The sequence below is a fragment of the Ruminococcus sp. AF17-22AC genome, assembly GCF_003460065.1.
In the GTDB taxonomy this organism is placed as follows: Bacteria; Bacillota; Clostridia; order Lachnospirales; family Lachnospiraceae; genus Blautia_A.
This window is the reverse complement of record NZ_QRXT01000003.1, coordinates 215,416-240,234: the sequence shown is the minus strand read 5'-3', so window position 1 is coordinate 240,234 and position 24,819 is coordinate 215,416. Positions and strand designations below refer to the sequence as shown.

General features: G+C 44.3%; 25 protein-coding genes and 1 riboswitch. Of the genes, 4 read left to right on the top strand and 21 right to left on the bottom strand.

The window, feature by feature from the left end:
- Nucleotides 1-22 precede the first annotated feature (22 nt).
- A complete protein-coding gene (locus tag DWW86_RS06415; RefSeq protein ID WP_072521936.1) occupies nt 23-871 on the top strand; it encodes a helix-turn-helix transcriptional regulator in 849 nt (282 codons plus the stop codon).
- A gap of 67 nt (nt 872-938) precedes the next feature.
- Here the strand turns inward: DWW86_RS06415 and DWW86_RS06410 are convergent, their stop codons facing one another.
- From DWW86_RS06410 to DWW86_RS06335, 16 genes are all read right to left on the bottom strand, one after another.
- Entirely contained in the window at nt 939-1,997 is a 1,059-nt protein-coding gene (locus tag DWW86_RS06410) for a cob(I)yrinic acid a,c-diamide adenosyltransferase (RefSeq protein ID WP_117942601.1), read from the bottom strand.
- 26 nt (nt 1,998-2,023) lie between these two features.
- The gene (locus DWW86_RS06405) at nt 2,024-3,175 is read right to left on the bottom strand and encodes a 1-propanol dehydrogenase PduQ (protein WP_072521938.1); all 1,152 of its coding nucleotides are present in this window, start codon (nt 3,173-3,175) and stop codon (nt 2,024-2,026) included.
- A 16-nt stretch (nt 3,176-3,191) separates the two neighbouring features.
- Nucleotides 3,192-3,965, bottom strand: a complete 774-nt coding sequence (locus DWW86_RS06400; protein ID WP_072521939.1) for a DeoR/GlpR family DNA-binding transcription regulator — start codon at nt 3,963-3,965, stop codon at nt 3,192-3,194.
- A 34-nt stretch (nt 3,966-3,999) separates the two neighbouring features.
- Entirely contained in the window at nt 4,000-4,548 is a 549-nt protein-coding gene (locus DWW86_RS06395; protein WP_015542044.1) for a BMC domain-containing protein, read from the bottom strand.
- Between the two features lie 16 nt (nt 4,549-4,564).
- Complete coding sequence (locus DWW86_RS06390) at nt 4,565-5,893, bottom strand: 4Fe-4S dicluster domain-containing protein (protein ID WP_072521940.1); 1,329 nt, start codon at nt 5,891-5,893, stop codon at nt 4,565-4,567.
- Between the two features lie 4 nt (nt 5,894-5,897).
- A complete protein-coding gene (locus DWW86_RS06385) occupies nt 5,898-6,164 on the bottom strand; it encodes a EutN/CcmL family microcompartment protein (protein ID WP_015542042.1) in 267 nt (88 codons plus the stop codon).
- Nucleotides 6,165-6,235: 71 nt separating this feature from the next.
- Nucleotides 6,236-6,847, bottom strand: a complete 612-nt coding sequence (locus tag DWW86_RS06380; RefSeq protein ID WP_408609891.1) for a phosphate propanoyltransferase — start codon at nt 6,845-6,847, stop codon at nt 6,236-6,238.
- An 82-nt stretch (nt 6,848-6,929) separates the two neighbouring features.
- On the bottom strand, nt 6,930-7,208 hold the full coding sequence (locus DWW86_RS06375; protein WP_005427721.1) for a BMC domain-containing protein: 279 nt from the start codon (nt 7,206-7,208) through the stop codon (nt 6,930-6,932).
- A 35-nt stretch (nt 7,209-7,243) separates the two neighbouring features.
- Entirely contained in the window at nt 7,244-7,561 is a 318-nt protein-coding gene (locus tag DWW86_RS06370; RefSeq protein ID WP_072521942.1) for a BMC domain-containing protein, read from the bottom strand.
- A gap of 27 nt (nt 7,562-7,588) precedes the next feature.
- Nucleotides 7,589-7,867 (bottom strand): BMC domain-containing protein, encoded by a 279-nt coding sequence (locus DWW86_RS06365; RefSeq protein WP_015542040.1) that lies wholly within the window; start codon nt 7,865-7,867, stop codon nt 7,589-7,591.
- A 62-nt stretch (nt 7,868-7,929) separates the two neighbouring features.
- Nucleotides 7,930-8,244: a BMC domain-containing protein gene (locus DWW86_RS06360; RefSeq protein ID WP_005427726.1), complete on the bottom strand. Its 315-nt coding sequence runs from the start codon at nt 8,242-8,244 to the stop codon at nt 7,930-7,932.
- A gap of 25 nt (nt 8,245-8,269) precedes the next feature.
- On the bottom strand, nt 8,270-9,499 hold the full coding sequence (locus DWW86_RS06355; protein WP_072521943.1) for a zinc-dependent alcohol dehydrogenase: 1,230 nt from the start codon (nt 9,497-9,499) through the stop codon (nt 8,270-8,272).
- Nucleotides 9,500-9,517: 18 nt separating this feature from the next.
- Entirely contained in the window at nt 9,518-10,906 is a 1,389-nt protein-coding gene (locus DWW86_RS06350; protein ID WP_072521944.1) for an aldehyde dehydrogenase family protein, read from the bottom strand.
- A 42-nt stretch (nt 10,907-10,948) separates the two neighbouring features.
- Nucleotides 10,949-11,818: a class II aldolase/adducin family protein gene (locus tag DWW86_RS06345; RefSeq protein ID WP_015542037.1), complete on the bottom strand. Its 870-nt coding sequence runs from the start codon at nt 11,816-11,818 to the stop codon at nt 10,949-10,951.
- Between the two features lie 190 nt (nt 11,819-12,008).
- Entirely contained in the window at nt 12,009-12,800 is a 792-nt protein-coding gene (locus DWW86_RS06340) for a glycyl-radical enzyme activating protein (RefSeq protein ID WP_072521945.1), read from the bottom strand.
- 150 nt (nt 12,801-12,950) lie between these two features.
- Nucleotides 12,951-15,470, bottom strand: coding sequence for a glycyl radical protein (locus DWW86_RS06335; RefSeq protein WP_117942600.1), 2,520 nt, complete (start codon nt 15,468-15,470; stop codon nt 12,951-12,953).
- 317 nt (nt 15,471-15,787) lie between these two features.
- Between DWW86_RS06335 and DWW86_RS06330 the strand changes: the two genes are divergently transcribed.
- The gene (locus DWW86_RS06330; RefSeq protein WP_117942599.1) at nt 15,788-16,501 is read left to right on the top strand and encodes a phosphatase; all 714 of its coding nucleotides are present in this window, start codon (nt 15,788-15,790) and stop codon (nt 16,499-16,501) included.
- Between the two features lie 580 nt (nt 16,502-17,081).
- Here DWW86_RS06330 and DWW86_RS06325 read toward each other — a convergent pair.
- Nucleotides 17,082-17,378 (bottom strand): cysteine-rich small domain-containing protein, encoded by a 297-nt coding sequence (locus DWW86_RS06325; protein ID WP_117942598.1) that lies wholly within the window; start codon nt 17,376-17,378, stop codon nt 17,082-17,084.
- Nucleotides 17,379-17,708: 330 nt separating this feature from the next.
- Nucleotides 17,709-17,901: riboswitch (cobalamin riboswitch) on the bottom strand.
- Between the two features lie 283 nt (nt 17,902-18,184).
- On the opposite strand from DWW86_RS06325, the gene nudC reads away from it, so the two are divergent.
- Nucleotides 18,185-19,033 (top strand): NAD(+) diphosphatase, encoded by an 849-nt coding sequence (nudC, locus tag DWW86_RS06320; RefSeq protein WP_117942701.1) that lies wholly within the window; start codon nt 18,185-18,187, stop codon nt 19,031-19,033.
- Between the two features lie 118 nt (nt 19,034-19,151).
- Entirely contained in the window at nt 19,152-21,077 is a 1,926-nt protein-coding gene (locus DWW86_RS06315) for a GGDEF domain-containing protein (protein WP_117942597.1), read from the top strand.
- A gap of 3 nt (nt 21,078-21,080) precedes the next feature.
- On the opposite strand, the gene garR is transcribed toward DWW86_RS06315, so the two are convergent.
- The 4 genes from garR to DWW86_RS06295 all read right to left on the bottom strand — a co-directional run bounded on the left by garR (nt 21,081) and on the right by DWW86_RS06295 (nt 24,817).
- Nucleotides 21,081-22,031, bottom strand: coding sequence for a 2-hydroxy-3-oxopropionate reductase (gene garR / locus DWW86_RS06310; protein ID WP_117942700.1), 951 nt, complete (start codon nt 22,029-22,031; stop codon nt 21,081-21,083).
- A 124-nt stretch (nt 22,032-22,155) separates the two neighbouring features.
- Nucleotides 22,156-23,457 (bottom strand): glycoside hydrolase family 32 protein, encoded by a 1,302-nt coding sequence (locus tag DWW86_RS06305; RefSeq protein ID WP_117942596.1) that lies wholly within the window; start codon nt 23,455-23,457, stop codon nt 22,156-22,158.
- Nucleotides 23,458-23,471: 14 nt separating this feature from the next.
- On the bottom strand, nt 23,472-23,708 hold the full coding sequence (locus DWW86_RS06300) for an HPr family phosphocarrier protein (protein WP_117942595.1): 237 nt from the start codon (nt 23,706-23,708) through the stop codon (nt 23,472-23,474).
- Between the two features lie 14 nt (nt 23,709-23,722).
- A complete protein-coding gene (locus DWW86_RS06295; protein ID WP_005427758.1) occupies nt 23,723-24,817 on the bottom strand; it encodes an ABC transporter ATP-binding protein in 1,095 nt (364 codons plus the stop codon).
- Between the last annotated feature and the right edge of the window lie 2 nt (nt 24,818-24,819).

The following is a 24,819-nucleotide window of genomic DNA, read 5'->3' as shown; positions in this document are numbered from 1 at the left end:
TCAGCACAGGGAGGAACTTATTTTGCACGATCTTGACCGTAACGAAGCCCGTCTCAGAGGAACTTATGACTTTCCTTTTGAATTTCACCATATTGAATCGAACCATCCTCGCTATGTCATGTCTTACCACTGGCATGTCGAATATGAAATCATCCGAATCCTGAAAGGTTCACTCACCGTCACTTTAAACGAAAAAAGCTTCATCGCGATGCCGGGGGATATCATTTTTGTGCACAGCGGCATCCTGCACAGCGGGATTCCTGATGATTGTGTCTACCAGTGTATTGTCTTTGACGGTAACTTCTTTTTGAAAAACAACTCGGCCTGTGCCGGATATATACAGAAAATCCTGCACCAGGAAATCATGATCTATCATCACTTTTCACCGAAGCATCCAGATATCTGTGATGTTGTAAACAGTCTTTTTGATGCGCTCTGGAAAAAGCCTGTCGGCTACGAAATGACCGTGATTGGACAATTTTACCACTTTTTCGGCCTTGTTTTTGGTAATCATTACTATCTTGAAAGTGTCACACGTACAAGGCGGGATTACAAGAGAATCCTGCAGCTCAAACAGGTCCTGGATTTCATCGAACACAACTATGCTTCTCCGCTTACTTTGCAGCAGCTTTCTGCTTCTGTGTCGATGTCGCCGAAGTATTTCTGCAGATTCTTTTCGGAAATGACACATCAGACACCAATGGATTATCTGAATCACCAGCGAATCGAACATGCATGTTACCAGCTCTCCACTACAGATGATTCGATCACAGAAATTGCCTACCGCAACGGTTTTAACGATCTCAGTTATTTTATCCGGACTTTTAAGAAATATAAGGGAATCACTCCCGGAAAATATAAGAAAGCATAATCAGCGGACGCGCCACCGGTGCCTCCTCGATATGCAATGCAAAAAAGGGACCCCCGAAGGGGTCCTTTTAAAGTACTTCATTCAGTACAGATAATCCATATTCGGCAAGGCTGTGGTCTTCTTCACCGGTTCCACCGCTGATACCCAGGCCCCCGATAATCGTATCTCCAACTTTGAGCGGAACACCGCCTCCAAAGATTACGATCTTACCGTTATCCATCTTGTCTACACCATAGAATGTTCCACCCGGCTGTGCAAGTACACTTAGCTCCTGCGTGGACATCTTGACTGCAACAGAAGTATATGCTTTCTTGGTTGCCACATCAAAGCTTACCAGAAAAGCTCCATCCATCACGTGTACAGCAATCGGATTTCCATCCGGTCCACAGACTGCGATTACGGCCTTTTTGCCGCGGCGCTCTGCTTCCTGTTCAATCTTCTCGATCAGGCGTTTCGCGCTGTCCAGAGAAATTCTTCCCTGAATCCCCATTTTTCTGAGTACTTCCTGAATGACAGTCTCATTTACTGTACCTGTCTGATTTGTTTCCATGGTTCTGACCTCATCTTTTCCACCGTGCACAGCAATTTCTGCTGATTTTTCCACAACAGCAGATGCTTTTCCACTGTTTTTTGCATCGGCATATCTGGCAAGTGTATAAAGATAATCTGCCAGACGGTTCATATATTTTTTGGCCCCGTTATCTGCACCAAATTTGACACTAACTGCAGCCAGTGCTCTCTCCGCGCGTCGTGCCACAGTTCTTGCCACATCTATCTCCGCCGACAGACGGCACTGCCCCGGAAGACGCATCTCCATACTGTGGGGAAAAAGTTCCTCAAGACGGGAGATTTCTTCTTCCAGAAGCTCTGTTTTGTCATCGTCTACCTTATATTCTCTGTTAAAAGGATCTGCCACTCCATCCATGATCATAAGCAAGGTCATCTGCACCTTCTCGAGCATACGGATCGTGTCCGTTTCATCGATCATCGTCTTGACAAGACCCAGATAGCTATTCAATTCATCAAGGTCCCCAAACAGCCGAACGCGGTCATCAGACTTTGAGACATTTTTTGTGTGGACAAGATTTGTTGTCCCCTTATCTCCATTTTTGCTGTAAATGTTCATTCCGGCATCTCCTGCTCACCCGGTCCTTAGAAAGACCAGAGTTTTTTGTAAATCTTCATAATATCCTCTTTTGTCGGGATTCTCGGATTGTTTGTTGTGCATGCATCCGCAAGCGCTGCATCTGCCATCTTGTCGATTGCTCCGAAATATTCATCCGGGCTGATCGTTCCGATTTCCTGAATCGTCATCGGGATATTCATTTCTTTCTGCATAAACTGAATCCAGTTTACGAGAGAACGTACGCTCATCACCTGATTATAATTGCTCAGTCCCAGGATATGTGCGACGGATGCATATCTTTCTACGGAAGGAAGATATGTCTTCTGACTTCTGCTTCGTTTGTTGATATTCGCATTAAATTCTACAATGTGCGGCAGAAGCATTGCATTTGCACGTCCATGAGGAATATGGAACTGTGCACCGAGCTGATGCGCCATACTGTGTGTGATTCCGAGGCCTGCTGTATTGAAAGAAAGACCTGCCAGACAGGATGCTACATGCATTTTCTGTCTTGCGTGCATATCACTTCCGTCAAGATAAGCTCTCAGGAGGAATACGCCACAGATTTCCATTGCTTTTTCAGCAAGTGCTGCTGAAAATTCATTATGATCGGTACTTACATAAGATTCCAGTGCATGTGTAAATACGTCCATACCTGTGTCAGCTGTGATAGCCGGAGGTACGCTTTTTACTAATTCTGCATCGAGAATTGCCTCATCTGCTGTCAGACTTGGTGAAATAAGTGGATATTTTACCTTGGCTTCGGTGTCGTTTACGACTGCAAAGGATGTAACCTCTGAACCTGTTCCGCTTGTTGTAGGAACGGCAATCAGACCAACGTCGCTGTAATGGTTGATCTTCAGTGCAAACTCACGAATTGCCTTGGAGGAATCGATAGCAGATCCACCGCCTACTGCAATAACTGCTTCCGGCTGATAGCTTAAAAATTTCTTAACACCGTCTGCCACCTTATCTACTGGCGCATCCGGAACTACATTACTGAAAATGTCGTACTCAATGCCACCCTTTGCCAAAGGCTCTGTAATCAGGTCAATCATTTTGCTCTGCACTACAAAAGGATCCGTAATGATGAGTACTCTCTTGTATGGTATCTCTCTCAGACGATCCAGAGCGTTGTCTCCAAAATGAATGACAGTTTTCATTCCAAAGGTCTTCATATCTGTTGCTCCTTTTCTATGACTGCATACCCGGATAACGGCACTCCACGCCTTCATCGGCAAAATGTGCCAGCCATTTATCTGATGGCTTCCGATCGGTCACAATCACATCTATATCCCGCAGTTTTCCCGCAACGGAAAATGCGGTCTGATCAAATTTTGTACTGTCTACTACCAGAATCTTCTCACGGCCGGATGCGATCATTGCCTTCTTGGTTGTTCCAAATGCTTCCTGCGACTCCATGATTCCCCATTCATGATCCAGCGCTTTGCAGGAGATAATTACCTTATCTACAAAATAGGATCGGATTGCTTCCTCAGTTCTGGAACCGAGGAAAGCAAGATATCCTTCTTTCATAACACCACCGGTGGAAATAATATTCCAGCCGGAAACATCTGATAATTCAAGAAGGATCTCCATGGAATTTGTGATCACGGTCAGGCGTTCTTTTTCTTTGAGCGCTTTGGCAACAAAAACTGCCGTCGTACTCGCATCAAGGAAAATATGGTCGCCTTCTTTTACAAGGGAGGCTGCAAGTTCAGCCATCTTCTGTTTACCGCTTACATTCTGGTTCTTTCGAATATTAAAGGGCAAGTCAATACTTACATCCTCTTTTATGACAGCACCACCGTAACTTTTGGTTGCAAGTCCTTCTTTTTCGAGCTTGTCCAGATCACGGCGGATTGTTTCTTCAGAAACTTCATACAGTTGGCTGAGTTCACTTACAACGACTCTTTTTTCTGTCTGTAATTTCTCAAGAATTAAATTCCGTCTTTCTAATGCCAGCATTTACTTTGCCCCCTTTTGAGAACATTTATTTTAATTAAAGAATAGAATCGATCATTCTCTGATCTGGATGAGCGATTACTGAGGAATCCAGATACATTCCCTTGGATGCAACGAGATTCTTAGCTTTCTCAATAGAAGCTTCTACTGCAGAAACCTCACCGGTAAGAAGCATGTAGGATTTTCCACACATACCTTTTGCAATACGTAATTCGATAACGTCTACGATTGCTGTTTTTGCTGCCTGGTCTGCTGCTTCGATGATAGATGCAGCATCATATGTCTCAAGGATACCCAGAGCACTGATTCCTTCAATCTGAGTTGTTCCGTACATAGCCGGGAACAGGGACTCATGAGGATTACCAAGTACAAAGCTGTCGATACATTTGTCCTCGTAAGTAGTTACTGCTGCGTCAACAGCGGCTTTTACTGCACTTAAATCGCCTGTGATAATTGCAATATATTTGCCCGGACATACGGTCTGTGCCTCGACAATCTCGACCTCAGATGTCTTTACCATGGCATCTGCTGCTGTGATACCTGTGGCAGTCGTTTTAAATTCAATCATTCCGATTGCTTTACTCATTTTCTGCACGTCCTTTCTACTTTGCTGCAATTATGATGTGGCGGTCTGTTACTTCTGTTACTTTACCGGAGATACTTGCATGGATGCTTACGCTTAATCCGTCAGCATGCTGCGCGATCATCTGGCCTTTTGTTACCATATCGCCTGTCTTCACAATTGCCTGTGCCGGTGCGCCGATATGCTGGCTTAAAAGGATCTTAACCTTGGATGCAGGAACAACGTTCTCGTCCATCGGTGCGTCCTTATCATATTTGGTCAGTCCCAAACGTGCCATCAGTCGTTCTTCCGGAACCTTACGATATTCTCTTGAAGGCTGTACCGGAACCGGCTGTACTCCCTGAGGAGGTCTGATACCTGCTTTACGAAGTCCGCCCTTCATATCTGCGAGAAGTGTTCTCGGAGCAAGACTCTGTGGGCATGCATACATCTCACATACACCGCAGGAACTGCAGAATGCGGAATCGATATATGGATTCACATCTCTGAAATCACCAGCAGATGCTGCTCTCATAAAGCGGGCCGGATCGATCGGATGTCCGAGGTTATGTCTCGGGCAGAGGTCCGTACAGGTGTTACACTGGCAGCAGATAGATGCTGCACGTTTTAAATCGATTGCAGATGTTCTCTGTTTCTTCATAACGATCTGATGATCTCTTGGAAGAACCAGAACTGCGTTTGTTGTTTTGGTAACCGGATCTGAACCGTTACCGATGCGTCCCATCATCGGGCCGCCTACAAAGTAAACAGGATCTTTGGTTGTAATGTTACCGGCCTGTGCTACTACTTCATCCAAAGTACAGCCCAGCGGAACTTTTACTGTTACCGGATTTTCAACTTCTGCTACAACAGAAACATATTTTTCTGTAACAGGCTTCTGTGCTTCCATTGCCTGATATACGTTATAAATAGTCTCTACGTTGAATACAATGACGCCCTGCTCAATCGGCAGTCCGCCAGGTCTGCAGACACGTCCGGTAGCTTCATAGATCAGCACAACTTCGTCACCCATCGGGTACACTTCATCAAGAAGATGAATCTTCAGACCAGGGAATTCTTCAATGTTCTGCTGCAGTGCTTTAATCGTCTGTACATATGATTTCTTGATTCCGATGATTGCCTGTGAAGCACCAACGGTCTCCATAACCATGTGGAATGTCTTCATGATCTCATATGCATGCTTCTCAAGTAACTGTCTGTGAAGTTTCAGCAATGGTTCACATTCTGCACAGTTCAGAAGAATTGTGTCAGCCTTGTCTGTAAGCTTGGCATATGACGGGAATCCGGCACCACCTGCACCTACAACACCATTGTCCTGCATAATTTTCTGTAAATCTTTGATTTCCATGGCGTTACTCCAATCCTGCACCATCATCGACGATACCGACTATTGCCGCATCGATCGGTGCTGTTTCTTCGCCGCAGCCGATTCTGGCCGCGCTTCCTTGTGCCACCAACACATATTCCCCGATACCTGCACCGATGATATCGATTGCAACTATCTGGGATAAGTCAGTTTTCATATGATGCACCGGCTCCACGATCATGAATTTCTGTCCTATCAACTTGTCACTTTTACGAGTGGAAACAATACTTCCAACTACTTTACCTACTATCATGTGTGTGCCTCCGCATTATCATTTAACCCCTAATGCCGGTGACTTTCGCCACCGGCTGATTCAGAGGGATATTATTTTATGATGGTAACTGTATTGCCTGTGGCAATCTTTGCTGCATTTGCTTCATCTGTATCAATGTGCATTTCCAGTGTAAAGCTGTCGTCTACACGGATAGCAACCTGATTAAAGATAGTTCCACGCTCGTTATCTGCCTTAACAGAAACGATATCGCCGTTTTTGACACCGGCTGCCTGCGCATCTGCCGGAGACATATGAATGTGACGCATAGCCACGATACATCCCTCTTTCAGATAGATGGCGCCTTTCGGTCCGACGATTGCGATCGGTGCACTTCCTGCAATATCACCGGACATACGAACCGGAACATTCATGCCGAGTTTGATGGCATCTGTAGCAGATACCTCAACCTGTGTGGCACTGCGGACAGGTCCGAGAACGCGAACATTCTCGATCGCACGAAGTTTCAGGCCGATGATGGTAACAGTTTCGTTTGATGCAAACTGTCCGCCCATCAGGTCTTTTTTCTTTGTAAGCTGATAACCTGGTCCAAATAATGTTTCTACGTGTTCCTGTGTCAGATGAACATGTCTTGCAGATACTCCGATTGGAACCATGAAGCCGTTTCCTTTTTCTTCATTCTGATTAATGGCATCGATAACCATTTTTGTAATCAGTTCAATGTTTTTTGATTCCAAGAATACACCTGCTTTCTTCCATTTACCGGAATAAATTTATGTACTAAAATTATTTCAGAACCGGAAGAATTTTTTCTACGTCTGTGTGTGGTCTCGGGATTACGTGTGTAGCTACGAGCTCACCAAGTCTGGATGCTGCTGCGCTTCCGCTTTCTACTGCAGATTTAACAGCTCCTACATCTCCACGAACCATAACTGTTACCAGTCCGGATCCGATTTTTTCTGTTCCAACAAGTGCTACGTTAGCTGCTTTGCACATCTGGTCTGCTGCTTCGATTGCTGCTGTAAGTCCTCTGGTTTCTACCATTCCTAAAGCTTCCTGTGTCATGATTTTTTCCTCCTTGTGGATAAAATGAAAATTGATTATTTATTGTCTGGTTTTGTTTCGTCTGTTTTTTTCTTCCAACGGCTTGCACTTAACTCCACGAGTTTGACAATTTCCTCGTGTGGTCGTGCAATCACTGCATAACTCGCCGGTTTCTTAATAGCGTTTGCAACAGCAGCTTCAACGGCTTCGTTGACTGCTGATACATCGCCTTCTACAATAAGAGTGACAAGTCGTCCGCCCAGCTTACGTTCCCATGACGCCAGCTCAACGTCTGCAGTTTTGCACATGATATCGAGCGCATTGATCGCCGCTACGACACCAGTGATCTCTATAAAACCATATGCTTTACTCATGAGCGAACTCCTTTAATGCTGGATGCATTATTTTATTGTAGGAAGAATTTTTTCTACATCATTGTGTGGTCTCGGAATTACGTGTGTTGCAACAAGCTCACCAAGTCTGGATGCTGCTGCGCTGCCGCTCTCTACTGCTGCTTTAACTGCTCCGACATCACCGCGAACCATAACTGTTACCAGTCCGGATCCGATTTTCTCTGTTCCTACCAGTGCTACTTCTGCTGCTTTTGTCATTGCATCTGCTGCTTCGATTGCTGCTGTCAGTCCTCTGGTCTCTACCATTCCTAAAGCTTCCTGTGCCATTGTTTCTTCCTCCTGAATCATTGTTTATACTTGTTCAAATATTCATACCGGGATATCAGCCATCAGCTTTTATCCAGGGCGCTGATTTTCAGCATCTTTACCGTATCCTCTGTCGGATTTGGTATTACGTAGTGCTGCACTACACCAGTTCTCCGGTTTGCTTCTGCCATTCCTGCTTCCACAGCGGCGGTAACGTCCTCGACGCTTCCGCGGAATTTGATGCATACCAGAAGCGGTACTGGCAGGCTGTCTGCGTTTGCAGGCTTGTTCTTGTCGAACACCTCCAGGCGGACATTTGCCGCCTTACAACCGGCATCTGCCGCTACAAAGGCTGTCGCCAGCCCGAACACTTCCAAAATTCCTACAGCTTCTGCCATTTTGCCTCTCCTTTATATTTCCGGATTATTTATTTACTACGGCAATCTTAAGACCTGTCATAGCCAGGTTTGTCTCAAGTGCTTCGTTGATCTGCTCAAGCGGGAATTTGTGTGTGATCAGATCAGACATCGGCAGTCCGATTGCTTTTGCTCTCTTCAGGAAATCAAATGTTGTTGCATAGTCTCTGAGGTTGTATACCCAGGAACCAACAAGGTTGATTTCTTTGGAGCAAAGGTCGAAGTGCGGGTTGATTGTTGCATCTCCACCATTGATGAAGAATCCAAGTTCGCAAAGTCCACCGCCGTTGCGGATGAATTTGTAGATGTTTGCATGTGCATGCGGGTTACCTGTGCACTGGAATGCAAAGTCTGCAAGATGTCCGTCCTGAGCTGCTTTAACGCCCTCTGTAAGAGCTTCGATACCCTGGAACTGTGTGAAATCTACTGTTGTGTTAGCACCCATCTTCTTGGCAAATTCAAGACGTTTTGCATTTCCGTCTACTGCGCAGATGTTCTGAACACCCATGGTGTGAAGAACTGCGATACAGATCAGACCGATCGGTCCGCATCCCTGTACAACAACTCTGCTGTTGAATTTGAGGATACCTGTTGTTTTTGCTCTTTCTACTGCATGTACAAGTACTGCACATGGCTCGATAAGGATACGGGAATCCAGATCCAGATCACTTACGTTGAAGAATGTGGAACCGAATTTTCCGCCTCTGATGAAGATGTAATCAGCGAACCATCCGTTGAATTTAACATCATCATCCGGAAGAAGTCCGTAAACATCAGCGCCGCCAACGTTTTTCTTGTTGAGGTCGAACATTGTGATTTCCGGATCATCTTTGAAGATCATACATGTAACAACTTTATCACCGATCTTAACCGGTTTACCAGCTGTATCAACTTTAACGTTTTTACCCATAGCTACGATCTCACCTGTTCCTTCGTGTCCGAGAACAACCGGGATCAGATTGAATGGGTCATTTTTGTATTCGTGAGCATCTGTACCACAAACGCCACAGCCTTCTACTTTAACAAGGATATCGTCGTCACCGACTTCCGGAAGCGGATACTCCTGAAGTTCGAAGTGTTTCTTTTCTGTCATCATTGCAACTCTTGCTGTTTTCGGGATTCCACCCTGAGCCGGAGCTGCCGGTGCAGCTGTCTGAGCTGCTGCAGGTGCTGTTCCGGTCATTCCGGAGAGAACCTGTTTTACAATTTCTTCAATATTTACATTGTTCATATCCATTTTAAACTTTCCTCCTGATTAGCGAATGCAAAGGCTGTCAGACATTACGCAGCGTCTTCTCTTTGTAAAGGTGCTTGCACTTGTAAGTCCTTCACCTGTACGACTTGCGATTGTAAATGTACAGTATCCTTCTCCACCGAATCCAAGTGCAGAATAGGACGGGCCGTTCTTAACAAGGATCGCTGTGTCGATTGCTTTCGCATATTTGGTAATATTATCAATGTTTTTGGAATGGATGTGTGCTGAATGACGGTTGCCATGCTCAAGCCATACAGCCTGTTCTACAGCATCATCGAAATCTCTTGCTCTTACAATACCAAGGATCGGCATCATAAGCTCTGTTGTGATCAGCGGATGTTCCTTCGGTCCTTCGAAGATGATGCAGCGGGTATTTGCCGGTGCGTTTACTCCGATCATGGAAAGAAGTGTCTTAGCGTCACGTCCAACACATTTACGGTTCAGTTTGCCGCCTGCCAGAACAACTTCTGTCAGTTTGTCCTGCTCTTCTTTGGAAGCGAGGTAACAGTCATTTTCTGTCAGCATGTAGTGCATCAGTTCATCTACTACAGAAGATACAGCTACAACTTCCTTCTCTGCGATACATGGAAGGTTGTTGTCGAATGTACATCCATTTACAATGTCCTGAGCTGCTTTACGGATATCTGCTGTCTCATCAACAACTGCCGGTGGGTTACCTGCACCAGCTCCGATTCCTCTCTTACCTGAGGAAAGAACTGCTGTAACAACACCAGGGCCGCCTGTTGCAGCGATCAGCGGAATATCTTTATGTTTCATCATGATATTGCTTGTTTCAAGAGTAGGTTTCTCTACTGTTACGGCAATGTTGTCCGGGCCGCCTGCTTCAAGAGAAGCTTCGTTTACCAGATTGATTGCGAAAATAGAGGTTTTGATTGCTGCCGGATGCGGGTTAAATACTACTGTATTTCCGCCTGCCAGCATACCGATTGTGTTACAGAGTACTGTTTCACTCGGGTTGGTACATGGTGTGATCGCACCGATTACACCAAACGGTCCCATCTCGATCAGAGTCAGTCCTCTGTCTCCTGACCATGCAGTTGTTGTGATATCTTCAGTACCAGGTGTCTTGTCTGCTACCAGATGATGTTTCAGGATCTTGTCCCCTACGTTACCCATTCCTGTCTCATCAACACCCATACGAGCCATAACTTCTGCATTTTCTTTGATTTTTTTACGGATGCAGGTGATGATTTTTTCTCTCTGATCCATGGACATTTTCTTAACGATCAGTTCTGCTTTTTTAGCAGCTTCGATCGCATCATTCATTTCTTTGAAAACGCCATGTTTTCCTGTCGGAGCATCTGCAATCTGCATTTTTGCCATTACTTCCTGTACAATATCCTGTACCATGCTCTCACTGATTGGCATGAGATTGTCCTCCTTTAATGTCTACCTTATCTGGTTTTTAGATTATTTCAGTCCAAGCTGTGCCATAACCTGTTTTGTGATGTTTGCAACCAGTTCTGCATCAGCGTTTCCAGCTGCCGGAGCTGCTTCTTTTGAACAGTCACCACCAACAAAATCATACTGATATCCCGGGAACTGTTTGTAATCTTCATTGTGGCAAGCACCGCCGCAGTTATGACAGTTAACACCGTCTTTGTTCTGGCAAAGGCTTGCAGGATGTTTTCCTGGCATACCAAATTTACGACGGATTTCATACAGTTTCTTGATGTTTTCTTTATCGAATTCCTTCGGGCCGCCGAGCAGCTTGCTCTGATACAGAAGCTGTGCGTAGAATTCTACAGATTCCATCTTCATGTATGCAGCGTTCAGGTCTGTGCTCCATGTAAGAGCTCCGTGGTTCTCAAGAAGAACTGCATCGAAGTATGGAAGATATTTTTCAAGGTTGTCCGGAATTTCCATTGTGGAAGGTGTACCGTACTCAGCGATCGGAACGCATCCAAGAGCGATAACTGCTTCCGGCATGATCGGCTGTGTAAGCGGGATACCAGCGATAGCGAAGGATGTAGCATAGATTGGATGAGCATGTACTACAGATCCTACGTCTGGTCTCTTCTGATATACTCTCATATGCATTTTGATCTCAGAAGATGGTTTGAATCCCGGGTTAGCCTGGATTACGTTACCCTGAGCATCTACTTTACAGATGAACTCTGGTGTCATAAATCCTTTGGATACACCTGTTGGTGTGCAGAGGAATTCGTTGTCATTCAGTTTAACGGAGATGTTTCCGTCGTTTGCTGCAACCATGTTACGGTTGTAGATACGTCTTCCGATGTCACAGATCTGTTTTTTGATTTCAAATTCGTTTACCATGCTTATTTTCCTCCTAAAGCAATTTGGTTTTGCTGCTGTCCTTCTGCTATATATACAGCAAAAGACAGCCGCAGGTGTTTTATTTTATTTCTAAGGAGATTTTACTCCCTATAAACGAGATTGTCAAGAATTTATCGTTGTTTCTTGTTGTTTTTGTTGTGAAAAAAATGTTGTTTTTGTTGTTTTTCGATCATCCACCAATCTGAACGTGTAAAGAACTTACGGATTCTGCCGCTTTCTTCAATGTCTCCATATGTTCTTTCGTCGGTGGCAGGATTCCTTCCATTAAATATGGTCTGCCAAGACCGATGTACTTATCCTGTCCAAGGCGGTGATACGGAAGCAGGTGAAGCTGTTCCACACCCGGAAGGGTATCGGCAAAACGTGCAATTCCCTGGATTTCCTCGATCGTATCATTAAACGTCGGAATAACCGGAACGCGGATGATAAGTTTGCATTTACCCGAAAGTGCAACCTTGCGGGCATTTTCCATCATCAGATCATTCGGTCTGCCGGTAAACTCCTTGTGTTTCGCCGGATTGGTATGTTTGATGTCCATCAGATAAAGATCAAGATACGGCAAAATCGTCTCGATCGTCTCAAACGGAGCACATGCCATACTCTCGAGCGCAGTATTGAGCCCATGTTCCTTGGCTGCGCGGAGAAGATCCCTCGCAAATTCAGGCTGGCAGAGGCTCTCGCCTCCGGAAAGAGTAAGTCCTCCTCCGGAGCGCCGGTAATATGGCCTGTCCTCCTCAACAACCTTGATCATTTCTTCTACAGTCACATCCCTGCCGATCACTTTATCCTCACCAAGTACTTTCATCGTCTGGATTTTGTATTCCTGTGATTCCGGATTACAGCACCAGCGGCACCGAAGTACACAGCCTTTCAGAAAAACGATCGTACGGATTCCCGGACCATCATGAACAGAATAACGCTGGATATCGAAAATACGACCTTTTGTCTTTAAATAGTTCATAGTTTACCTCTTTTCAGATGTGCAGCCTCGATTACGCTATGCTTCATCTCGGTTGAGGGAACCATTCCTATGTCAGATAAAGAATTCATCTGCTTTTGTGCAAGCACATCGCAGATTCTTTCTTTACCTGCCGCACATCTGAGTTTGCAATCAAAATCCCTGTTCTGTACGTCTGATGATATCGTCCTGAAGGGAACGTGACAGAGTTGTAAACAATGCGCTGTATCCGGCAACGCGTACAACCAGGTGTGCGTAATTTTCCGGATGCTTCTGAGCATCAAGTAATGTCTCTCTGTCAACTACGTTGAACTGCATATGCATACCCTTCTGATCAAAGAAGGTACGGATCAGTGCAACAAATTTTTCCAGTCCCTCTCTGCCTGCAAGTGCAGACGGATGGAACTTCTGGTTAAACAGTGTTCCGTTGGATACAATGAAGTGATCCAGTCGGGAAACAGAAGTTGCTGCTGCAGTTGGTCCCTTGACATCCTTTCCTGCGGATGGTGAAACGCCATCAGCTACCGGTGTATGTGCATAACGTCCATCCGGTGTAGCTCCTGTCTGTCCGCCAAGCGGTACGTTTGCAGATACCGGGTAAAGTCCTGCCTGATAATGACCGCCACGTGGATTCATGTATTTCTGCAGCGGGCGGCTGTATGTATAAGCAACATCTCTTGCAAAATAATCCACATCGTCGATTGCATTACCAAACTTCGGAACTTCATCGATCATATGATGGATCTCTGTAAATCTGCGAAGCTGATCTTCGGTAGGTTTCAGTCTCATAACAGTCTGAAGAACTGCCTTTGCAGTGTCCGTATTTACTGCCATGCCTGCGTCCTGCATTCCCTTAAGAATCATTTCCGACATATCAGAAACGGACTGCTGATCCAGACCTTTGTCATAGTTCCATGCCAGAGCCTGTTTGTACTCTTCCATGGAGACTTTCTTATCTTCGTATACAAGTTTACGGATCGCATATAAAGAGTCAGCCATATTCGCAATACCGAATCCCTGCGGACCGGTAAAGTTATAAACAGCTCCGCCTTCCTGTACGGAAAGGCCTCTGCTGAGACAATCATCTACCATACAGGATTCATATGGAAGCGGTACCCTCTCCGAATGTGCCACGTCAATCGCATTGTCGGCATTGACCATCAGGGAAATGCAGTATTCCATTTGTTTCTTGTATGCATCAAAGAATTCTTCGAATGTTGTCATTTTTGTAACATCACCGGTCTGGATACCAACCAGTTCGCCCTTGTCCATACCATTGGAAAATACGAGTTCAAGCGGGCGGCACATGTTGAAGAACGCTGCATCGTGCCATCCGTCTGTCTTACCTGCTTTCTGTGGTTCTACACATCCGATGATATTGTATTCTCTCGCATCTTCCAGAGTAAGTCCTCTGTTCTGTAATGCCGGAATAATAACTTCATCATTGTAATATGCCGGAAGTCCGATGCCGGTTCTGGTAAGCTCAGCTGCCTTGATCAGCAGTTCATGCGGTGAACCGTTCCATACTCGGATGGACAGAGACGGCATCGGCAGATGTACATGCATGGATGCAAGGATACACATAACAGAAAGATCGTTTGTCACGTCGTTTCCGTATTTGTCCTGTCCGCCTACGATCAGGTTCTGGAAAAGGCTGTAGCCTGCAAACCCCTCTGCAGATGCAGCATCACGTACTTTGTTAAGGTCGTTGAGTTTGACCCAGATACAGTCAAGGAGTTCCTGCGCTGCTTCTCTGGTAATAACACCCTTATCAATGTCTGCTTTGTAATAAGGATACATATACTGGTCAAAACGTCCCGGTGAAATAGAATGTCCGCTGGATTCAACCTGCAGAAGCTGCTGTACGAACCAGAAAGACTGACATGCCTCGTAGAAGCTGGTCGCTCCGTTTGCCGGTACACGGCTGCAGTTCTCTGAGATCTGTAAAAGTTCCTGTTTACGTACCGGGTCTGTACATTCTGCGGCCATCTGAGATGCCAGTTCAGCATAACGCTCTGCATACTCGATAACTGCCTGGCAGGAAACGATCACAGCATTAAGGAAATGGCTCTTCTTTGCATAATTACCATCGCCAACCTGACATTTCTCCAGCTCTGCACGGGCTTTATCAATGATGCCTTTATAACCGATTGCAAGAACTTCTTCATATTTAACAGTTACATGCCCTACACCGTTGTAGAAATAGTTACCCGGCGTAAAAATGTTGTGCTCAATTGCTTTAATTGCCTCAGGAGCCATATAGGATGTAGCAAGTTCGCTGGAGGTTTTGCCCTTCCAGTATTTATGTACTTCTCTCAGCTCTGCTTTGGTCTCTTCAGCAATGTAAAACGGATCCGCTGTTCTTGTTGCAACAGTATCCAGTTCATCCTCCAGCCACTGGTAAGAAAATTCCGGGAATGTCTGGCATCCTCTCGGTGCGATCGTGCTGCTTCCTACGATCAGCTCATTATCACGAATGATAATCGGAATATTCCGGAGAATGTGAGCAAAAGCTTCCGCGCGTCTGGTAATCACCGGCTGCCCTTCGGTAGCCTTATAGGATTCCGTAATCAGTTTTGCTCTGGCAGATTCGATCACCGGCATCTTTGCATAAAGTGCTTCGATCAGCTTCGGGATTCTGGATGATTTTGGAATGTCTGTGGTATTAAACATCTCCACACTTCTCCTTTCTCATGGTGTCTAAAAAACGCCATATCTCATATGTATCAGAAGGCGCTGGGACGCCACGATTCATATAAAGTCATTATACCTTACAAGCTTTTATATGTCAACAAAATCCAACATTATTTATTTGTTTTTTACGAGGTTTTTGTTGTGGTTTTTGTTGGTTTTATGTTGGTTTTTGTTTGAAGTCTGATTTTCGGGTTGACTTTTCAAGAACATACTGCCATACTGGTTTTAGAAGATTTTATATTGTATTGACAGTTCGAATTATATAAAAAATTAATTCCTTGAAAGGGGGATTTTTGATGTATCTTTCTGATATACATACGCATTCGATTGCAAGCGGACACGGAACGTCCTGTACCATCTCAGACATGGCAAAAGCTGCTTCTAAAAAAGGACTGAAACTGCTCGGCATCACGGATCACGGTCCGGGAACACTTGCCGCAGGAACTTCTTCTTATTTCAGGAGTCTTACCTACGCGCCGAAAAAAAGATTTGGGATTGAGCTTTTATTTGGAGCAGAATTAAATATTCTGGATACGGAGGGGCATCTGGATCTGAATGACGAACTGCTCAGCGAACTGGATTATGCAATCGCAAGTATGCATGCGCAGAATTATAAGAGTGGTTCTGTCGAGGAAAATACGAGTGCTTATCTGAATGCAATGAGGCATCCCTGTGTAAAGGTGCTTGGCCATTGTGATAATCCTGCCTTTCCGGTAGATTATGAAACGCTGGCTTTCGGTGCAAAGGAATATGGGGTGATTTTTGAGATTAACGAAGCTTCGCTGATGCCCGACGGATATCGTGGGGATACGAAAGAAAATAACCGTGAGATCCTGAAGTATTGTATGAAGTATGAGATTCCGATCGTGCTGTCGAGCGACAGCCATGGAGCAGAACATATCGGGGATTTTACTTATGGGGCAGAGTTTGTACATGAGATGATGTTTCCCGAAAAAATGATATTGAATAATGATATCCCCCGGTTGAAGATGATACTGAGTGAGAGGTAGGAATAGATATATAATATATATATATAACGAAAAAGCGAACAGTCTCCTGACTTGTTGACACGCTGCATTTCCGGATTAAATGTCAGGAGACTGTTCCTTTTTCTGTGTATAGGAATATTTAATAATTTTAAGCAAATATCCTTTTCACCTATAGACTATTATAATTTTATACCATTCATTCCTCTTCTCTTATTTTCTGTATCATCTTTGTGATACCACCACGCCCCGTGGGTGGACCGCAGCCTTCGGCTGCTGGCCGGCGAGGCCTTCCCGGTTGTGGGGAAAAGGAGCTGGACGTGAAAATACATTACGTGTTTAGTAAAGAAATAGAACTCGTCAAAAAACAGATAAAGTATACTGCTATCTTGAAAGAATATGCGTTCTATTTACGGAACTCAGCAAGGCTTCCGTAAATTTCGTACATGCTAGCTGCGGTTGCAGAGCATCTGTCTGAGCGACAGCGAGTTATGCGGAGCAATCGCTAATAAGCGCATGTATGAAATTCGGAAACGCAGCGTGTTCAGTAAACAGAACGCATATTCCTTTACAAGTAGGCAGTATGACTTTATCGTCATTCTTCTTACTCTATTTCGTTTTCTCGTATCTTCTTCATCAGTTCCGCCAGCTCGCTATATTTCCCTGTTACGTACCCGTAGTTCTGTGCTTTGTGCGGCAGCTGACAGTTCGTGCAGTCTTTAATTCCCTTCTCGGTCATTCTGAAATTCCCGCCACATTTATCTCCCAGTGCATACAGCGGACAGTAGCAGAACAGACAGTTAAAGTTCTCCGGATCTGCGCCTGCATGGCACGGAAAATATTCACATTCCTTATTGCTGAAAAAAGCATAGTGTTTCCCTTCCCAATATGGTTTTTCCATTTACTTTCACCTCGTTATATAAAAAAATCCAGTCACGGCACTGCCGAACTGGTCATCTTCGAAACTTATTTTAGAGGATTTGCGATACTGCTCCGGGGTAGACAATGAATCCGTTCAAATATGCGGAGGGAACGAATGCATCCGGAGTAGTACCGCCTGCCATTTAATCATACCCCTAAAGGGTTCTGGTCTGTGGTGGCAAAACCACAAACGCATAGGTATAATTCATACGAACAGGCGAATTCCATAAAAAAATGCCTGCTTCCAATCAGCAGACAACGCTTTGGGTTGCGGATACCCTAAGTTGGTTGTTACACTTTACACGGAAGTTTAACCTCGCCATACAAAGCAGGTTTCCTGACTTCAGCATCATCGCTTCCTTTCCCCTTCTCATACTATGTACAATGGGATAATGAAAAGTCGCTCCTCTGTTACAGTGACCGGATCGCTCAGGACTTGCACCTGATTCCCTCTTCAGATTGCTACGCGGACAACAATCTGCACTTCATATGTTCAATATGGAATTATACTGACATCATAATAACACGATGCCAGTTTGCTGTCAATAACCCGCATAACATTTTGTCAAATTTTTATCATTTTATGTATTCAGGAAAACGCTCTGTTCTGCTATTGTTTTTCTGCCTTTCACATTGGTAATTTTGTCGAGTCAATACACCAGATTTGTTACTGTTCACTCCGTTCACAGCAGCATTGCTTTTTTTCTGCATATGTCCTATACTGAATTATATTTTCCGTCCTGTGTTCCGACAGATACAGGCCAGGCAACCAAAGGAGGATTTTTTATGATTCAGGATATTGCCCCGCACACTTATCACAATGAATATAAACCGGTCGCACCGGATGAAAACAGTATCATTCTTGCCTACGAAAATGGAAAGAGTTTTTTCCGCAAAGAGGACAGTTCCGATGTTATCACACTTCCACGCTTTCGCGAGCTGGAAGACAAAGTAGCCGATCTATATGAAAATTATATTTATCTTTTCTCTATTGACGAGGAACGTTTTTACCTGATTCCGGATCTGAACACTGCTCTGCTGCCAGGCTATGGTTTTTATGAAAACCGTGAACTCCGTTATGTACAGCCACAGTATATCTCTTTCGCAGTGATCACCGGATATCAGCTCTGGTTCTGGTATCGTAACCGCCGTTTCTGTGGATGCTGTGGTCAGCCGATGATACATGACAAGGGGGAACGTATGATGTACTGTCCTTCCTGTGGACGCCAGGAATATCCGGTTCTGATGCCGGCTGTGATCGTCGGTATCACCAACGGTGACAAGATCATCTGTTCCAAATATGAAGGCAGAAGCTTCAAACAATACGCTCTGATCGCCGGCTTCGCAGAAATCGGCGAAACAATCGAACAAACCGTTCACAGGGAAGTTATGGAAGAAGTCGGTCTGAAAGTCAAAAATCTCCGTTACTATAAAAGTCAGCCATGGTCCTTCTCCGGCACTCTGCTCTTTGGATTTTTCTGCGATGTAGACGGCGATGACACGCTGACCGTAGATCACGAAGAACTTTCCGTAGCACAATGGTTTGACCGCGACAAAATCATCGGTCAGGATAACGACAGCAGCCTTACCAATGAAATGATGATGGTCTTCGCCGCCGGCAAAGAGCCAAAATAAAACAAAATCCGGCGGCTTTCACAGGCCGCTCTTTTTTGTATATAATTGCACAAAAATCTGGTTTTTTCGTCAAATTTTGGTATAATAAATACAATTATCATTCTGCGGGAGTATTAGCATGAAAAAAATCGCATTTATCACAAATGGCCAGGCCCGATATCTTACTCATGAATGGCTTCATGGATATCGCCGCTATATCTCTGACCATCATTCTGATATAGATTTATATATTTTTCACTGTTTTGGAAATTTCAGTCAGGATCAAAGCTATAATATCGGAGAATATAACATTTTTCGACTTCCCCGCCTGTCAGACTTCGATGGAATTCTTCTGGATCTTGCTCTTATTTCCGATCATGAACTTAAGGAAGAAATCATAATCCGCGCCCGAAGAGCCTCGGTTCCTGTCATTTCTCTTCTGGATAAAGTACCGGATCTTTACTTCTCCGGAATTGACGACTACCATGCAACCTGCTCTCTGGTGGAACATCTGATCGCTGAACATGGCTGCACAAAGCTCAATTATGTCGGCGGAATCATCGGAAATTATGAAAATCAGCAACGTTTTCTTGCCTACAGGGATACACTCAACAAACATGGCATCCCTTTCGATCCGAACCGCATATATGAACATAATTATGAAGTCGAGACAGGCCTCAGAGCTTTTGCTGCATTTCAGGACAAAGAGCTTCTTCCTGATGCTTTTGTGTGTGCCAACGATAACATTGCTGCCGGCGTCTGTCTTGCAGCACAGGAAGCAGGATTTTCTGTTCCGGACAACTTTCTTGTAACCGGATTCGACAATGCCACAAGGGCCATAAACTTTTATCCGCCTATCACGACTGTTGAATTTTCCAAAGCGCATATTATGTATAATGCACTGGGGCTTCTTGCTGATGTCTGGAATGGCACCGCTAAATCTTCACAGGTGTTTTCGCCTACCCGTTGTATATACCGCGAAAGCAGTGGGTGCACCTCCCTCTTTCCTGCTGATCCCGGAAAATATGTTTCCAGTCAGATCATGGCAGAAGTCCGTCAGGGAAATATGCTCAACTGGATGATGGAACTGGATCGTTTTCTTCTTGACTGCAACAGTTTCACTGAACTGGCAGACCATCTGCATACCTGGCTCACCAGACATGAATGCGGAAGCCTGTATCTGCTCATGAATCCGGATATCTTTATGCTCGAAAATGTGGACAGTCTCCCCGAAGTTCCGGATGACATCTATAAAAGTATCGGCTACCCCGACCGCATGGCTGTCGTTTATCCCCATACATCTGCCGACAAATCTGTTCAGATAGATTTGTCAAAAGGAGAGCTTCTTCCCGATGCGGACAATTCAGAAACTGCACATATTTACCTTTTTGCCGCTGTGCATTTCCGTGAACGTGAAATAGGTTATCTGATTCTCGAAAACTGTGATTATCTGACAGAGCATCAGTTTCTTTTTGAGACACTGCGCACTTTTGTAACTGCCATAGAGGCGCTCTACGGAAAGCTAATTCTGAGAAAAAAGACGAAGCAGCTGTCACAGCTCTATATTCACGATTCGCTTACCGGACTTTATAACCGTATGGCTTACGAAAAATTAGCTCTTCCATCATTTCAGAAATGCATGGGTGAATCCCGTTCTGCCGGAATCATGTTTATTGATGCCGATCATCTGAAATATATCAACGACACTTTCGGACATGATATGGGAAATCTTGCAATCAGCAGTATCGCATCTGTCATCCGGCAGCACTGCCCTGACAATTCTGTCTCCATGCGCTATGGCGGAGATGAATTTGTATGTGTGATACCGGACTATGATCAGACACAGCTGCAAAACCTTAAACAAAATCTTCTGGATTCACTCGCCACGCTTTCCAGAAACAGCCGTATGGCATTCCCAATCGAGGCAAGCATCGGATTTGTGGTTGCAGATGATTCTGTCTTCTCACTCAATGACTACATCAATCTTGCCGATGAAAAAATGTACACCGACAAAAAAAATCGTAAAGCCGGACGGGAAAATTCACATCCGGCTTCTGGTCTCTGACGGTCATTCTCTTGTAACCGTTGTATTTGAAATTTTTTCGTAGAATTTCACAATACTGGAGTGGTCTTCTTTCTCGTGTCCGTCCGCTTTGAGTGCCTGCATGATCTCCATCAGTTCACTCGTAAGCGGAAGCGGCGCGTTCACTGCATGTCCGGCATTCAAAGCGTTATTCAGATCCTTAATATGCAGTTCAATGCGAAATCCCGGTTTGAAATTTCGATCCATCATCATCGGTGCCTTTGCATCCAGAACCGTGGAACCCGCAAGACCGCCACGGATCGCCTGATACACAAGCTCCGGATCTGTTCCGGCTTTTTTGGCAAGTGTCAGCGCTTCGGATACCGCCGCAATATTGACAGCTACGATGATCTGATTTGCCAGTTTTGCAACGTTGCCTGAGCCAATTGGTCCAACATATACAACAGATCCTGCCATGGTCATCATCAGATCATAATATTTATCAAAAATTTCTTTCTTACCACCTGCCATTACAGAAATCGTTCCATCGATTGCTTTTGGCTCGCCACCGGAAACCGGTGCATCCAGCATCTCAATCCCATTTTTTGCAAGTTCTGCTGCAATTGCCCTGCTTTCCGTAGGATCGATCGAACTCATGTCGATCAGAACACTTCCTTCTTTAGCACCTTCGATAATTCCGTCTTTACCAAGTGCCACTTCACGCACCTGCGGAGAATTCGGAAGCATTGTAATAATCACATTCGCCTCTTCTGCCACTTCACGTCCGCATGTTACGGTCTTCGCACCAAACGCTTCCATCTCTTTCAGAGTTTCTTTATTATGTGTGGTGACTACCATTTCATAACCTGCCTTGATCAGGTTTTTACACATCGGTTTCCCCATGATTCCAAGTCCGATAAATCCAACTTTCATTTCTGATTCCTCCTGATTTTCCTGGTAGTTTTCTGCTAATTTTCTGTAGAAATCAGCTACCATCATTATAGCTGATTTCCACAGAAAATTTCAACAAAAGTAAGTACCGGTGAAATATTTTTCAATAAAAAACGTTGTAGAAAATGAAAGCGCTCACTTCCTGCAACGTTTATTGTATTTAAAAAATTCACTCTATTGTTTCTATTGTTATCGCTACATCTGCTTCAATCTTTTCTTCAAGATCATACACGGCATTGGTAATCACCGCTTCACCATCGTTCACAAAAACACTGATCTGGTTCGGATTCACATACACTTCGATTTCAAATCCTTTCATCTCCGGTGTCTCAAATTTCACTCTGTGATTCGGATATTTTCCAAAAAGGCAGCTTCTGTCAGTACAGATTTTATCCCCTTTTCTGGAAATCACATATCCTCCGACATCTACTTTATCCCCATCCTCCAGGGAAAATCTCAGACGATATCCACTTTCGTCCGCCTCAGATGGTGTAGAGATTTCTTTTGTATATGCCGCCTGAACATTCGGATGAACGCGGAAATAGATATGATTGTCTTTTACTTCTACAACACGTGGAATACACATCATTCCCTGCCATTTCCCATCCACCGGCTCCGGCATGCGAAGCCACGCAGTCAGGATTCTTCTTCCCTCCTCATCGAGGGTGCTCTGTGGTGCATAAAGGTCTGTTCCATAATCCAGAAACTGATATTCTTCCGGCAGTTCCATCGCACAGGTATCTTTATCAAATTGCACCTGCATACAGACGGTCTGTGCATCATCTGCTTTTCCGTCTTTAAATAACTGCATCGGTGAAAAGATTACTACCTGCCTGTTATCTACTTCAAAATAATCCGGACATTCCCACATCCAGCCGAAGTTTTCTCTGGTTACAGAATTCGCAAATTTCCATTCTTCTCCATCTGTACTTGTAAAGAACAAAAGTTTTCCCTGTTTGTCTTCAATGGTGCTTCCAAGTACCATGTACCATCTCTCACCGTCTTTCCAGACTTTCGGGTCTCTTGTGTGGCGTGCATCTCCGATCCCCTCATCATAAATGACTGGAATCACCGTCTTTTTTTCTTTAATATTATCAAAATGAAAGCCATCTTCTGAGGTTATCTTAAGCTGTGCGGAAACAAAATGTTCATCCACACACAAATTGATATCCTCTGGATTTTCTGTAAGATAATTCACACCGGTATAATACAGCTGCATTTTGCCGTCTTCTTCAATGGCGCTTCCGGAAAAACATCCACTCCGGTCATCTGTTTTGCTTGGAAACAGTGCAATCCCCTGTTCTTCCCAGTTCACCAGATCTTTGCTGACAACATGTCCCCAGTGCATCCGTCCCCAGCGCGGCGCATACGGGAAACACTGGTAAAAAAGATGATACATACCTTTGTAATATATAAATCCATTCGGGTCATTCATCCAGTAGTCTTTCGGTTTTACATATATTTTCTGCATATTCTGCTCACTTTCTATTTTTCTATGAATGGACTGATTACTTCCATTGCTTTTTCTGCTTCTGCACCTTCTGCATGAATTCTCAGATCAACAGCTTTGGACAGATCTACACTGAAAATTCCCATGATTGACTTTGCATCGATCACATATCTTCCGGACACGATGTCTACATCACAGTCCAGACGCGTCACAGCATTGACAAAATCTTTTACTCTTTCTATTGTCCCTAAAAAAATCTTTGCTTCTTTCATTATCAACATCACTCCTATAAATAATTCATCTCAGTTTCTTTATCAAAGAAATGAATCTTGGATGGCATAAATACAAATTCAATTTCATCTCCAACCTGGCTGATCTCATATTTAGAAACTCGTGCAACTGCCTGGCAGCCTCCGAACTGGAAGTACAGGTTATTCTCATTTCCCATGACTTCTGTATCTGTGATCACAGCTTTCATTTTATTTTCTTTATAAAGTTCCAGGTTCTGCGCATCCATTTTAAGATCCTCTCCACGGATACCAAGTGTCATCTCGCCTTCTTTACCATTCAGTTTCTTAAGAATAGCTTCCGGAAGCATCAGTTTATTTCCGTCTTCAAATGTTACTTCGTTTCCTTTTAAGGTAACATCAAAGAAGTTCATCTGCGGGGATCCTATAAATCCCGCAACAAATTTATTTACCGGATGATCATATAATTCCATTGGTTTTCCAACCTGCTGGATCACGCCCTCTTTCATGATAACGATACGATCAGCCATAGTCATGGCTTCAACCTGGTCATGTGTAACATAGATCGTCGTTGCACCCATTTCACGATGCAGCTTGCTGATCTCTGTTCTCATGCTGACACGAAGTTTTGCATCCAGATTGGACAGTGGCTCATCCATCAGAAATACCTTCTGATTTTTTACTATTGCACGTCCCAGTGCAACCCTCTGTCTCTGACCTCCAGAAAGATTCTTCGGTTTTCTGTAACGGAATTCCTGCAGTCCCAGGATATCAATTGCCCAGTCTACTTTTTTCTTGATCTGGTCTGCTGGCATCTTCATGTTCTTCAGCCCGTATCCGATATTTTTTTCTACTGTCATATGCGGATACAGGGCATAGTTCTGGAATACCATCGCAATACCACGGTCTCTCGGTGCTGTCTCGTTCACTCTTTTGCCGTCAATATACAGATCTCCTTCTGTAATCTCTTCGAATCCGGCAATCATACGAAGTGTTGTGGATTTTCCACATCCAGACGGTCCTACAAATGCGATAAATTCTTTTTCTTCTATATTAAGATTAAAATCATCTACTGATTTGTGTTCTGCTCCTGCATATTTTTTTCCGATATGTTTAAATTCTATAAAACTCATAA